Here is a 12,759-nt window from a genome sequence, read left to right as displayed (position 1 = left end):
GGTGACACTCGACTGGGGCGCGCTGTTTGCCTCCCCGGAACAGGCAGGTTCAGGCGTCTGTCAGCTTTGCGCAAGATAGTGAACGGCAACCGTCATCGGTCCGTCTTGCTGTGGTCGACTTCAAAGTGCCGCCAGCCCAACAGACTGGCCTCAGAGAAAGCCGTACTCCGAACATGACCAGTTTTGCCCGTTTCAACCTGTTGGTCCCCGGTCTGTCGTGCGCGACGTGACGACGCCTGCGATGGTGGCCGGAGGTACCGGCTCAGTTGCCAGGCAAGCGCTCGACATTTCCGTGGAGCAACGATCCGGGCTCGCAGCACGTCCTCTCCTCTGGGTGAGCTTGACGGCCTACGCTATCGACGTGCTGCTCTTCGAGATACTTTTCGGTCTCGGCATCAGCCTGCCGGTGGCATTGGCCGCGAGCTTTGCTGTGGTGTCGACCTTTTCCTACATTCTGCACTCCAGAGCGGCAGCCGGAGGAGGCGTCTGGCATCAGCTTGGCCGCTACGTGGCAATCTGCTTTCTGGGGTTCGGACTACGCGGCGGGGTATTTGCGGACGCGATGGCGTTGCTGACATGGTCGCCGTCAGCCGCAATCGTCCTCGGTGCCGGCGCTTCTGCGATTGCGTGCTATTTCGGCAATCACTTTTTCGTCTTCCGGATGACGTGGCCTTCCTCGGCGCTGGCGCGCTGGCAGTCGGCGGCAGCTGGCGTGTTGTCCTATATGCTGGCGCTGCGTCTCGCATATATCGGCGTCGTCGATCTTCTGCCGGAAGAGGCCTATTATTGGAACTTCTCCCGCCATATCGACATCGGCTACCTGGATCACCCACCGATGTCCGCGTGGATGATCTGGCTTGGGACCGCGCTTTTCGGCGATACCGAATTCGGCGTCCGCATCGGGGCCTACCTTGCGTGGATCGTTACGTGCTTGTTCGTCTACCGCCTGACAGCCCATCTTTTCGACAAGACGACCGCGATTGTCGGGCTTGTCCTCACCGCCGTGCTACCCGTCTTCTTTTACACCGGGTTCCTGATGACACCGGACGTGCCCCTGACTGCGGCCTGGGCAGGGGCGCTGTACTTCCTCGAACGGGCGCTGGTTGCAGACAAGCGCAATGCCTGGTGGGGCGTGGGGGTCTGTGCCGGTCTCGGCATGCTGTCGAAATACACGATTGCGCTGCTCGGCCCCGCAGCCCTGATCTTCATGCTCATCGACCCGCGAGCAAGGCGATGGCTGATGAGGCCGCAACCCTATCTTGCAGCTGCGACGGCGCTTTTCCTGTTCAGCCCTGTCATCTACTGGAATGCGACACATGGCTGGGCGTCTTTCGCCTTCCAGAGCACCCAGCGTCTCGCCGACACGCCGGCTTTTTCCCCCCCGGCGCTGGTCGCAAGCGCGGCATTGCTGCTAACGCCGCTTGGGCTCATCGTCACAATCGCAGCGCTGGCCTCATGTCTTCGCCGCCTCGTCACGGCGCAGAAAACCGATGTGCAGATGAGACGAAGGACGCTGTTCATGCTGGTGTTCACGTTGACGCCCCTGTCGGTTTTTGCAGCGTTCAGTCTCGGGCATGAGGTGAAGCTCAACTGGACGGGACCGGTGTGGCTCGCGATCCTGCCCGCCGTCGCCGCGACCATCATCGACGCCAATTCCGGTTCTTCCAGGATTGCCGCAGCGCTGCGCCGGTCCTGGGCGCCGACGCTGCTTGGTACGCTGGCCATATACGCCGTGTGTCTGCACTATCTGGTCCTCGGGCTGCCGTTCGCGGGCCATCTCGGAAACATCCGCACATTGCCGGTGGCCTGGGACGATCTCGGCCGCGAAGTCGGCCTGATCGAACGGTCTGTCGAGGAGCAGGCGGGCCAGAGCGTGCTTGTGGCAGGCATGGACAAATACTTCGTTGCCAGCGAACTCGCTTTCTACAACAGGCGCGACGGCAACGTTGCGGGCAACTCCGTCGGCGCCGGTCCGCTTGGCAACGATAGTCTCATGTACGGATATTGGTACAGGCCTGCGGAAATGCAGGGCCGCACCATCATGCTGGTCAGCCTGAAAAAGAGCGACGTCGATAAACCCGGCGCGGGACGCTACTTCGATCGCCTCACGGATATCCAGACGCATGGCGTCAGCCGGAATGGCGTTACCATCGGCAAGTTCTACTACCGCATTGGATATGGCTATCGGGACTGCGCCTCGCCGGCGGCACAATGCCCGTCGCAATGAGCACCCCGATCGAATTCGCATGCAGCGCTTCAGTTTGTCGTCAGGGTAAGGGTGCAAGAGTGACATGATCAGACAGTCCGCGTCGCCGACAGAGACTGAGCTTGGTGTTCGTATTCCGGCAGCCGATCCAAAGGCCTGATGCCACCGCCGGATTAACGCTCGAAGGTCGTAAGATTGATGAATGTAAGTGTCTCTGCCGCGCGCCTTGTCGAGGACGATCTCTCGGCCATCAGCGCTCAAATTAGCCTCGATCACATCGGTCCCGAGCTTTCCATCGTCATTCCAACGCTGAATGAGCGCGAAAGCGTCGCCATTCTCGTCGATCGGCTGCGCGCGACGCTGGCCGGTATCGACTGGGAGGTGATTTTCGTCGATGACGATTCCAGCGACGACACCATCGGCCAGGTTCGCGCCCTTTCCGTCAACGACCGGCGCATCCGCGGCTTGCGCCGCGTCGGCAGGCGGGGGCTCGCCGGCGCCTGCATAGAAGGTATCCTATCCAGCTCCGCACCCGTGGTTGCCGTCATGGATGCCGACCTCCAGCACGATGAAACCCGGCTGGCGGAAATGTTCAACGTTCTGCGCACCGGCAACGCTGACCTCGTCGTCGCCAGCCGCTACATTCAAGCGGACGGCGCATCGGACGGGCTTTCGAGAATTCGCCATGCCGGCAGCCGGCTTGCGGTGGGAATGGCGCAGTCCCTGCTGGGAGTGCGGCTCAGCGATCCGATGAGCGGGTTTTTCATGATCCGTCGCGAATTCGTCGAGGCAGTGGCGCCGCGCCTGTCGAACCAAGGCTTCAAGATATTGCTCGACATCGTCGCGTCGTCGCCGAAACAGATGCGAATCGAGGAAGTGTCCTACGCATTCAGCCCGCGCTTGCACGGTGTCAGCAAACTCGATGCATCGGTGGTGTTCGAATATCTCGGGCTTCTCATCTCCAAGGCTTCTGGCGACTTCATCTCTGCGCGCTTCCTGGCCTTCTGCCTGGTCGGCTCCACGGGCCTCGTGGTCAACCTCGCCTTTCTGCGCATACTGCTCGGGGCAGGGCTGGACTTTCCAACGGCGCAGACTGCCGCCATGCTCATCACCATGGTCGTGAACTACACCCTGAACAACGCTCTCACCTACAGGGACAGGCGCCGGCACGGGTGGCGGTTCGTGACCGGGCTCGGCATGTTTGCAGCCCTCTGCAGTTTCGGCGTCTTTGCCGGTGTCGGCGTGTCGACTGCATTCTATAATAGTGAACCACGCTGGTGGTTGGCCGGCCTCGCAGGTGCCGCCATCGGGGCTGCCTGGAACTACTTCACCAACTCAGCCATTACCTGGCGCAAGCGCTAAGCCGGGCCGGAAACCAGGCATTGGTCTGGTTTCCGGATTTTCTCATGACTGCTGGACTGCCAGCCTGCGGCCACGGGCGCGCGGATCAGGTGCGGGAACGGCGGCCAGAAGGGCCTGCGTATAGGCATCCTTCGGCGTCTCGAACACCTGGCGGCGCGTGCCGCTCTCGACGATTTTACCGTAGCGCATGACCACGACATGGTGCGACATCCGCTCGATGACCGCCATGTCGTGCGAAATGAAGAGATAGGCGAGACCCATCGTCTCTTGCAGTTCGAGCAGCAGGTCGAGAACCCGCGCCCGCACGGAAACGTCGAGCGCTGCCACGCTTTCGTCAGCAACGATCAGCTTCGGTTCCAGTGCCAGGGCGCGCGCGATACAGATGCGCTGGCGCTGGCCGCCGGAGAACTCGTGCGGATAGCGGGTTGCGGCATCGGGCGTCAGGCCGACGCGGCGCAGCAGCTCTGCCACCCGGTCGCGACGCTCCGATTTGCTGCCAATGCCGTGGATAATCATCGGCTCGGCAACCGCAGCCCCCACCGCCATGCGAGGATCGAGCGATGCATAGGGGTCCTGGAAGATCATTTGGGCGGAGCGGCGAACCGGCTGCATGTCGCGCTGGCTGAGTCCCCCTATATATTGCGACCGTCGATCACAACGTCGCCCTGGTAGGGAATGAGGCCGAGCACGGCTTTGCCCGTCGTCGACTTTCCCGAGCCGCTTTCGCCGACGAGACCAAGCGTTTTGCCGGGCAGGATGTCGAAGGATACGCCATCGACCGCTGCCGCCGGCTTGGCTGTCTTGAGGAGCCAGCCTGACTGGCTGCCGTAGGTAACGGTCAGATTGCTGACGTTGAGCACCGGCGTCCGGTCGAGCGGCGTCGGTGCGACCAGGCCTCTGGCGGTGACGCGCGGTGGACCGTCCGTGCCGGCATGGGCGCCAAGACGCGGCACGGCCCCCAGCAACTCCTGCGTATAGGCGTGGGTCGGGCGCTCGAAGATATCGATCGCAGCTCCCTTTTCGACCATGCGGCCGTTTTGCATGATCACGACGCGATCCGCCATTTCCGCCACAACCCCCATGTCATGGGTGATGAGGATGATCGAGGTCCCGAACTCCGATTTCAGCTCTCGCATCAAACTCAGGATCTGTGCCTGGACAGTGACATCAAGCGCCGTGGTCGGTTCGTCGGCGATCAGCACCTTGGGGCGGCAGGAGAGCGCCATGGCGATCATCACCCGCTGTCGCATCCCCCCGGAAAGCTCATGGGGAAACTGCTTCAGCCGCCGCGCCGGATCGGTGATCTGGACGGCGTCGAGCATGCGCAGGGCGGAAGCCACAGCGCTTGCGGTGTCGCTGTCCTGATGCTCGCGGATCGCCTCTGTCAGCTGGTCGCCGACTGATATCACCGGGTTCAGCGAGGTCATCGGCTCCTGGAAGACCATGGCGATCTCGCCGCCGCGCACCTTGCGCATCGCCCGCTCCGGCAAGGACAGCAGGTCGCGGCCGGCGAGCATGATCTTGCCGGACGCCACCTGCAAGGATGCTTTCGGGAGCAAGCCCATGACGGCGAGCGAGGTTACCGACTTGCCGGAACCCGATTCGCCGGCAAGGCAGAGGGTCTCGCCGGTCATGAGATCGAAATCGATGTCGTCGAGTACCCGCCGCCGGCCTTCCGGCGTGCGGGCATCGACACACAGGTTTCTCACCGAAAGCGCGGCGGGCGACGAGGCTGTTTCCGTCACGCGAACACGATCCTCGGGAAGTAGAACGACACCACCCAGTTCGGCATGTCGACGATCTCGCTGATCCGGAGGTCGCCGCAGACAGAGCACAGCATGTAGGCATCGACCGGGCTCATGCCATGCTCTTCGCCGAGCAGGTCGATCATCCGCATCAGGGCTTCCCGCGCACCGGTCATCAGGTCCGGCCCGATGCCTGTCGTCACCTCATAGCCAGCGCCGTCGAGATGGCGGGTGACCGGCTCGGTTGTCGTAAAGCGCGGGCTCTTCAGGCGCGCATCCTTGACCAGCTCGATCGTCGCCTCGACATTCATCTGGCTTTCGATAGCCGTGCCACAGACCTCGCCGTCGCCCTGCGCGGCATGGGTATCGCCGATCGAGAACAGCGCACCCTCCACTTCGATCGGCAGGTACAGCGTTACGCCGGCGCTGAGATCCCGGATATCGAGATTGCCGCCGACATTGCGTGGCGGCACGACGGAGTGCAAACCTGGGGCGGCAGGGGCGACACCGATAGTTCCGGCAAAAGGCTTCAGCGGTACGCGACCGCCGGGGCCATAAAGGGCGGGCGTCATGGCGTTGGCATCATAGGACCACATGTGCAAAGCAGGGTCGGGAAACTGGTCGGCCAGAAGTCCAAACCCTGGAATATTGGCGGTCCAGCCGAGGCCCGACGGCACGAAGCGGCGGAGCGTGACCTTCAATGCGTCCCCCGGCATCGCGCCCTCCACATAGACAGGGCCGGAGACCGGATTGATCTTGCCGAAATCGAGTTCCTTCAGCGATGCCAGGGTCGCGTCGGCGCCCAGCTGTCCGCCGGACGAATCCATGCATTCGAAATGGATCGTTTCACCGGGTTTGGCGACGACAGCGGGTTCGAAATCCCGGTTCCAGCCGAAATTATGCTGGGCGCGGTGAATGGTGTGGGTGCAGACGATGCACATGCTTGCCTCCGAAGATTGAGCCTCCCCGGGGCAGTGCCCAGGGAGGTATTGAACCGATCGGCTTACTTCTTGACGAAGATCGCTTCGTAATCGATGACGCGGGTCGGATCGATGTAGATCTCATCCGGTCCGCCCATCCGCTTCGACTTGGCAACAACCCGGCGCTCGTTGAACACGGGGATCCACGGCGCATCCTTTTCCTGGATCTCGGTGAAGATCTTTTTCCAGGCTTCGTTGCGCTCCGCAGCCTTGGCAGGCAGCGGCATGGCGTCGGCCGCCTGGGCGCGCGGTTCGATTTCCTTGTTGCAGTACCACGACCAGTTCCAGCCACCGGCGACGGCACTGCCGCAGCCGAGGATCGGTCCGTAGAAGTCGGAAGGATCCGGGAAGTCGGCGATCCAGCCGAGACCGCCCGACCATGCCATCGGCGCCTGGCCCTGCGTACCGCCGGCAGCGATGACGTTCGGATTGGCAAGCGCCTTGATCTCGACCTTGACGCCGACGGCGGCGAGATCCTGCTGGATCGCCTGGGCGATGCGCGGCTGCGGATCGGTGTTGGAGGTGTAGAGCTGGGTCGTGAAGCCATCCTTCAGGCCGGCCTCGGCCAGCAGTGCCTTGGCTTTCTCGACGCTGTAGGCATAGCCCTTGTAATCCTTGTCGTAGCCCGGCATCAGCGGCGGCAGTACCTGGTTTGCCGGCACGGCGCGACCGTTGATGATGCGAACGATGCGCTCCTTGTTGACAGCCATGTTCAGCGCCTGGCGGACCTTGACGTTGTCGAGCGGCTTTACCTGCGTGTTGAGCGTCACATAGCTCGTTTCCAGCTGCTGACGATCCACGATCATGCCTTCGAAATCCTTCGAGTTCTTCATCTCGAGGTATTTGGCAGGCGGGATACCGTCGCCGGCAACATCGACTTCGCCCTTCTGCAGACGCAGCAGCGCCACGAGCGGCTCCTGGCCGATTTCGACCGTGTAGCCATCGATATGCGGGCGGTCCTTGACGAAGTAGTCAGGGTTCTTCTCGAACACGAGGCGCTGGCCGACCGTCCATTCCTTCAGGATGAAAGCGCCGGAGCCGACCGGCTTCTTGCCGAAGTCGCCGTTCGCCGCCTCGACTGCTTCCTTCGGAACGACGGAAGAGAAGTTGAGGGCGAGCACATTGAGGAACGTCGCGTCCGGCTGCACCAGCGTGAACTTGACGGTGTGGTCGTCAACGACAGTGATGCCATCGAGCGTCTGTGAGGTGCCGGCGGTCATCGCGTCGGAGCCGACAATCGAGTGGAAGAAGCCGGCGCCAGGGCCCTGCGTCTTCGGATTGACGGCGCGCTCGATCGAATATTTGACGTCCGCGGCGGTCACTTCGCGGCCGTTGGTGAATTTAACGCCAGCGCGCAGCTTGAAGGTGTATGTCTTGCCGTCCTCGGACACCGTGTAGCTTTCGGCCAGCGAAGGCTTCAACTCGGTCGTGCCGGGCGTGTAGTCGACAAGGCGCGAGAACATCGCGTTGATCATCGACCAGTTCTGCCAGTCATAGCCAATGGCCGGATCGAGCGTTGCGATGTCGTCCTTGTAGGTGACGACTATCTTTCCGCCGTCGACAGGCTTGTCGGCAGCCTGGACGGCGAGCGCCGGCACCAGGGAGGTGGTCGCGAGCATGGCAGCCAGAGCTGCACGTCGCAGGAAGGTTTTTGTCATTGGTGAACTCCTCTGTTGGTTTTTGCTTGGTTATTGCGCGCGGATACGCGGGTCGATGAACGGAGCGACGATATCGGCGATCAGGTTGCCGATGACGATGGCGAGGGCCGAGACGATGGTGACGCCCATGATGATCGGGATATCGACCTGCTGGATGGCCTGCCATGCGAGCTGGCCGATGCCTGGCCAGCCGTAGACGGCCTCGACCACGACGACACCGCTCATGAACTGGCCGATATCGATGCCGATCATGGCGATGATCGGCAGGATGGCGTTGGGCAGGGCATGACGAAAGATGATCCGCGACGACGACAGGCCCTTAGCGCGCGCCGTGCGCACATAATCCTGGTTGAGCACGTCGATCATCGCCGAGCGCACCATGCGCGCATACCAGCCGGCACCGAGGATGCCGAGCGTGACGGCCGGCAGCACCACATGATTGGGCGTGCCGTAGCCGCTCATTGGGAACCAGCCGAGCGTCGCCGCAAAGACGTAGAGGAGCAGCAGTGCAACGACGAATTGCGGGGCGGACACCCCGACGAAGGACGCCATCATCACCAGCCGGTCGACAAAGCCACCGCGGCGCACGGCGGCAATGGTCCCGAGCGTGATACCGAGGACAACTTCGACCAGGATGCCGGCCGCCATGAGGATCAGCGTCGCCGGTAGGCGGGCGAGGATCAGCGGCAGCACGGATGTCTTCTGCGTATAGGAGCGACCGAGATCGCCATGCAGGATGCCACTGAGATAATGCAGGAACTGCAGCACCAACGGCTGGTCCAGCCCCAGTTCATGGCGAATGGCGGCGACGGTTGCCGGTGTAGCGCTGCGGCCGGCGATCAGTACGGCAGGATCGGCCGGCAGTGCGTAGAGCAGCAGGAAGGTGATGGCGCCGACGCCGAGCAGGATGAGTGCCGCCTGAACAAGTCGGCGGAGAATGAGAAGGGCCATCAGCCGCGCCCTCTCTGGGTCGGATCGAGAATGTCGCGCAGCGCATCGCCGACGAGGTTGAACGACAAAGCGGTCAGCAGGATCACGGCGCCCGGAATGAACACCAACCAGGGGGCGGATTCGAAGTAGCTCTGGCTCTCGAAGATGATATTTCCCCAGGAGGGCTGCGGCGGCTGTACGCCGATGCCGAGGAAGGACAGCGTCGCCTCGAGCAGCACCGTCGTTGCGATACCGAGCGTGCCCCAGACGATCGCCGTCGGCATCAGATGCGGCAGGATGTGCAGAAGCAGGATACGGCCGTGGCCGGCGCCCAGCGAGCGCTCCGCCATCATGAAGTCGCGCTCCACCAATCCGCGCGTCTCGGTATAGACGATGCGCGCGACCTGCACCCAGTTGACGAGCGCGATGACCATCGCCACGATCCACAGGCTAGGGTGCAGCAGGGCCGCCAGCACAATGGCAAGCAGCAGGGCCGGAAATGCCATCATCAGGTCGGTGAAGCGCATCAGCAGATTGCCGAAGAAGCCCCCCACATAACCAGCGACAATACCAATGAAGAGGCCGATGGCGACCGCAATGCCATTAGCAACAAGGCCGATGACCAGCGAGGTGCGAGCGCCGAACAGCAGCCGGGAGAACAGGTCGCGGCCGAGCGTATCGGTGCCGAGCAGATAGGGGCCGCCGGGCGGCAACGGCGCGCCATCCAGCGACAGGCCATCGAACATCTGGTCATCGGGGCTGAAGGGCGCCAGCAGCGGCGCCGCGATCGCCATAACGACAACGGCGATGACGATGATCAACCCGAACAGCGCCGAGGGCTGGCGAAACATCGATTTCAGGACACGCATCAGACGGCCTCCGGCAAGGGTTCGGAGCCGCCGAGAATGAAGGCCGCCAGTTGTTCCATTGGCAATCTACGCTGCATGGCCGAGCCGCGCAGGATCGTATAGGCCTGCTCTTCCCCGACGCCCCGCGCCTCCATGATCTTTTGCACGGCGGCATGAACGAGCGGTCGCATGCGTACGCGCTCCTCCAGACGATCCATCTTCGAGCGCGTCGCCATTCGCTCCTGGTGGATGGAGACCGCCATGACCAGCGCCGGATAGACGGCCGAGCTTGCAACCGGCTTGGCAATGATCGCGCCGGCACCCTGTTCGAGCGCCCAGGCAATGCGGCCCGGTGCTTCCGAACCCAGCAGCGCAATCACAGGCACCGCCGGATGCGCGGGTGCCGAGGCGAGCAGCCCGTCCCAGCCCTGATCGGCATCGACGATCACGAGGTCCGGACGTTCCATGGCAGAGAGCGGCTCCCAGCGCAGCGATGTGCTGAGGCCGAGAAGTGTCAGCTGGCGGATCAAGCGCTCGGTGTTGCTGTCTTCCCTGTGCAGGATCGCGGCGTGCCAGCCAGTGAAATTCGGTGTTTCCCTCATGAAACCACCCGCAACTTCGGCTCCGCAATCGTGTGACGCGCAGTCAGATATGGGTCGGCAGGGATGGCCGAACGCGAGGCGATGACATCGAAACCATTGCCGGCATTGATCCGTCCGAGATGAAATGGGAGGGCCGCGTGGTTGGTCTGCCGGTCGATCGCGAGCGGACCGAACAGGCTCGGCCAAGACGCGCCATGAAGCGCCCGTCGCACTGCCTGCGGCTCGTCGCTACTGGCTGCGATTATGGCCTCGACGCAAAGTTTGACAGCAGTATAGGCGCTGGCAAAAACGCTGGACACGCCGCGCTCCGGCCCGAAAGCCGCCGCCACGCGGCTCTTGAACTCAGCATTTTCGGGCGACACGATGCTGGCGAAATAGGAGGCGGCGCAAAGCTGCCCGACGGCCGCACCTGCGGCGATATCGGCAAGTTCGCACTCCATCAGATCGCAGCTGACGACCGGGCAGTTCTCCGGCAGGAAGGCCGGGTCCCGGTCTGAAAGCCCGCGGATGGCCGCCAGAAATGCATAGCTGGAGGGGCCAATCAAATTGTTGAGGATGAAGCTCGGCCGGCGCTCGGCAATATCCGCGACGATGCGCTCAACCGCAGTCTCCTCGAGCGGCAGATAGCGCTCGCCCAGCACCTCGCCGCCAGCCGTGGAAATCAACTCGCGGGCCAGCCGGTTCATTTCCCAGCCCCACACATAGTTGGCGCCGACGAGGTAGGGGCGCTTGCCGTACCGGGGGATGAGATGCTGGAAGAGCGGCAGCAGGTGCTGGTTCGGGCAGCCGCCGATATAAATGACGTTCTCGTTGGCCTCGAAACCCTCGTAGGGGCACATGTACCAGAGTAGGCCGTCATGCTTTTCGACCAGCGGAATGATTTCCTTGCGCGCCGCCGAGGTGATCGTGCCGACGATATGGCGGCAACCTTCGTTGCGCAGCATATGGCGGGCGCCATCCAGATAGGCGGAAAGATCAGCGCGAGGATCGGCGAAGACGGGCTCTAAGCGCAGCCCGCCGGTGGCAGCAAATTCCTCGATGGCACATTCGGCACCGTCGCGCGCATCCCGACCCATCGACGCATAGGGCCCGGTCGTCGAAAAGAGGATGCCGATCTTTAGTGCGTCGATCATTGTTCAATACCCAAACGCGAAAAACCCCACGACGCGGATCCCATCTTGGATGGGGCATCATGGGGGCGAAACTGCCCGGCGACATCGAAGTCATGTGTTAAGATTTGCCTATTCGGCAGGCCTGAGTAAAATACAGGCATGCCGTCTTTGTCAAGCGTCCTGGCGCGCGTTTAAAAGCAAAGATGCGCGCAACCCCTAAACGTTGCGCTCTATGATGATCTTCAGGGCATTGCGGTTGCCGTCCCAATAGGGAAGGGCCGTTTCAGCGTCGTCGAAGGCTACCACCTTGCTGATCAACGCATCGGCGCTTTCGCCGATTTTTTCGAGATGCGTGGCGACGGCCAGGAAGTCCTGCATCATGGCATTGCGAGACCCCATGATGTCAAGTTCCTTGAGATTGAAGAACTGCGTCTGGTAAGTGACCGGCGCCTTGGAATAACCGACATAGACGACCCGACCACCAAAGCAGGCGATATCGACAGCCTGGGTGAAGGTAGCGGGCAGGCCGACCGCCTCGAACGCGACATCGACGCCATCCTCGTTTGTCCACGCCATGACGCGCGCCACCACGTCCTCGCTGCCGGCATCGATCGTCTCGACGGCGCCGAACTGTATGGCGAGAGCACGTTTCTCCGGGCTGAGGTCGACCGCGATAACTTCAGCACCACGGGCGACGGCGGCGATCAGTACGCCCATGCCGATCATGCCGCAGCCGAGCACTGCGACGCGGTCGCCACGGGCAACGCGGCCGCGCTCGACGGCGTGGAAGCCGACGGACAATGGCTCGACCAAGGCGAGATGGCGGGGCGGCAGCACGTCGTTGAGGATGAGCTTTTCAGCCGGCAGGACGATTTCCTCGGCGAGGCCGCCATCCTGCTGGACTCCCAGCGTCTTGTTGTAACGGCAGGCATTCACCCGGCCTTTTCGGCAAGAGGTACACTTGCCGCAACTGGTATAGGGCATGACAATAACGCGCCGGCCTGCCGCATAGTCGGCGGAGACGCCTTCGCCTACTTCCATGATCACACCGCCAATTTCATGGCCCGGGATGCGCGGAAGCTGGACCAGCGGGTTCAGACCCTTGAAGGTGTTGAGATCGCTGCCGCAAAGGCCGATATGGCGGACGCTGACGCGCACTTGGCCGGGCCCGAGAGGCGCGGCCTCGATCTCCTGAAAACGCGTTACGTTTTCCGCTTCGATACGCAGTGCCTTGATCATGATCCCTCCCTGTCCCGTCACGTCTCCCGAACGGGCATGTCCTCTGAAGCTGTCATAGCGACTTCCTCCCGGAATCG

The 12,759-nt window shown here is 62.6% G+C and carries 9 protein-coding genes and 1 pseudogene; 2 read left to right on the top strand and 8 right to left on the bottom strand.

Features of this window, described 5'->3' with window-relative positions; all coding sequences use genetic code 11:
• Positions 1–226: 226 nt before the first annotated feature.
• Together PR018_RS27480 and PR018_RS27475 are read left to right on the top strand one after the other, a co-directional pair.
• Positions 227–2,227: a glycosyltransferase family 39 protein gene (locus PR018_RS27480; RefSeq protein ID WP_142825070.1), complete on the top strand. Its 2,001-nt coding sequence runs from the start codon at positions 227–229 to the stop codon at positions 2,225–2,227.
• Positions 2,228–2,404: 177 nt separating this feature from the next.
• Positions 2,405–3,568, top strand: a complete 1,164-nt coding sequence (locus PR018_RS27475; RefSeq protein ID WP_142825069.1) for a glycosyltransferase — start codon at positions 2,405–2,407, stop codon at positions 3,566–3,568.
• A gap of 42 nt (positions 3,569–3,610) precedes the next feature.
• Here the strand turns inward: PR018_RS27475 and PR018_RS27470 are convergent.
• The 8 genes and pseudogenes from PR018_RS27470 to PR018_RS27435 form a co-directional block, all read right to left on the bottom strand.
• Positions 3,611–5,313 (bottom strand): annotated as a pseudogene (locus tag PR018_RS27470) (ABC transporter ATP-binding protein).
• Complete coding sequence (locus tag PR018_RS27465; protein ID WP_142825067.1) at positions 5,310–6,254, bottom strand: acetamidase/formamidase family protein; 945 nt, start codon at positions 6,252–6,254, stop codon at positions 5,310–5,312. The pseudogene PR018_RS27470 and the gene PR018_RS27465 overlap by 4 nt, the downstream one beginning before the upstream one ends.
• Positions 6,255–6,316: 62 nt before the next feature.
• Positions 6,317–7,951 carry an ABC transporter substrate-binding protein gene (locus PR018_RS27460; RefSeq protein ID WP_142825066.1) on the bottom strand — a complete coding sequence of 545 codons (1,635 nt, stop codon included), beginning with the start codon at positions 7,949–7,951 and terminating at the stop codon, positions 6,317–6,319.
• Positions 7,952–7,981: 30 nt separating this feature from the next.
• Entirely contained in the window at positions 7,982–8,902 is a 921-nt protein-coding gene (locus PR018_RS27455) for an ABC transporter permease (RefSeq protein ID WP_142825065.1), read from the bottom strand.
• Positions 8,902–9,750 (bottom strand): ABC transporter permease, encoded by an 849-nt coding sequence (locus PR018_RS27450; RefSeq protein WP_142825064.1) that lies wholly within the window; start codon positions 9,748–9,750, stop codon positions 8,902–8,904. The genes PR018_RS27455 and PR018_RS27450 overlap by 1 nt, the downstream gene beginning before the upstream one ends.
• Positions 9,750–10,331 carry an ANTAR domain-containing response regulator gene (locus PR018_RS27445; protein ID WP_142825063.1) on the bottom strand — a complete coding sequence of 194 codons (582 nt, stop codon included), beginning with the start codon at positions 10,329–10,331 and terminating at the stop codon, positions 9,750–9,752. The genes PR018_RS27450 and PR018_RS27445 overlap by 1 nt, the downstream gene beginning before the upstream one ends.
• A complete protein-coding gene (locus PR018_RS27440; RefSeq protein ID WP_142825062.1) occupies positions 10,328–11,464 on the bottom strand; it encodes a transporter substrate-binding protein in 1,137 nt (378 codons plus the stop codon). The genes PR018_RS27445 and PR018_RS27440 overlap by 4 nt, the downstream gene beginning before the upstream one ends.
• Positions 11,465–11,659: 195 nt before the next feature.
• Complete coding sequence (locus PR018_RS27435; protein WP_142829410.1) at positions 11,660–12,682, bottom strand: zinc-binding alcohol dehydrogenase family protein; 1,023 nt, start codon at positions 12,680–12,682, stop codon at positions 11,660–11,662.
• Between the last annotated feature and the right edge of the window lie 77 nt (positions 12,683–12,759).

This window comes from Rhizobium rhododendri (genome assembly GCF_007000325.2).
Taxonomy (GTDB): domain Bacteria; phylum Pseudomonadota; class Alphaproteobacteria; order Rhizobiales; family Rhizobiaceae; genus Rhizobium; species Rhizobium rhododendri.
Note: the sequence above shows the minus strand (reverse complement) of the source record. Positions and strands in the feature narration are given on the sequence as shown.

Bases quoted from the DNA above. Each gene is read 5' to 3' on its own strand.
- PR018_RS27475 (WP_142825069.1), top strand. From the start codon at position 2,405: ATGAATGTAAGTGTCTCTGCCGCGCGCCTTGTCGAGGACGATCTCTCG.
- PR018_RS27465 (WP_142825067.1), bottom strand. From the start codon at position 6,254: ATGTGCATCGTCTGCACCCACACCATTCACCGCGCCCAGCATAATTTC.
- PR018_RS27460 (WP_142825066.1), bottom strand. From the start codon at position 7,951: ATGACAAAAACCTTCCTGCGACGTGCAGCTCTGGCTGCCATGCTCGCG.
- PR018_RS27455 (WP_142825065.1), bottom strand. From the start codon at position 8,902: ATGGCCCTTCTCATTCTCCGCCGACTTGTTCAGGCGGCACTCATCCTG.
- PR018_RS27450 (WP_142825064.1), bottom strand. From the start codon at position 9,750: ATGCGTGTCCTGAAATCGATGTTTCGCCAGCCCTCGGCGCTGTTCGGG.
- PR018_RS27445 (WP_142825063.1), bottom strand. From the start codon at position 10,331: ATGAGGGAAACACCGAATTTCACTGGCTGGCACGCCGCGATCCTGCAC.
- PR018_RS27440 (WP_142825062.1), bottom strand. From the start codon at position 11,464: ATGATCGACGCACTAAAGATCGGCATCCTCTTTTCGACGACCGGGCCC.
- PR018_RS27435 (WP_142829410.1), bottom strand. From the start codon at position 12,682: ATGATCAAGGCACTGCGTATCGAAGCGGAAAACGTAACGCGTTTTCAG.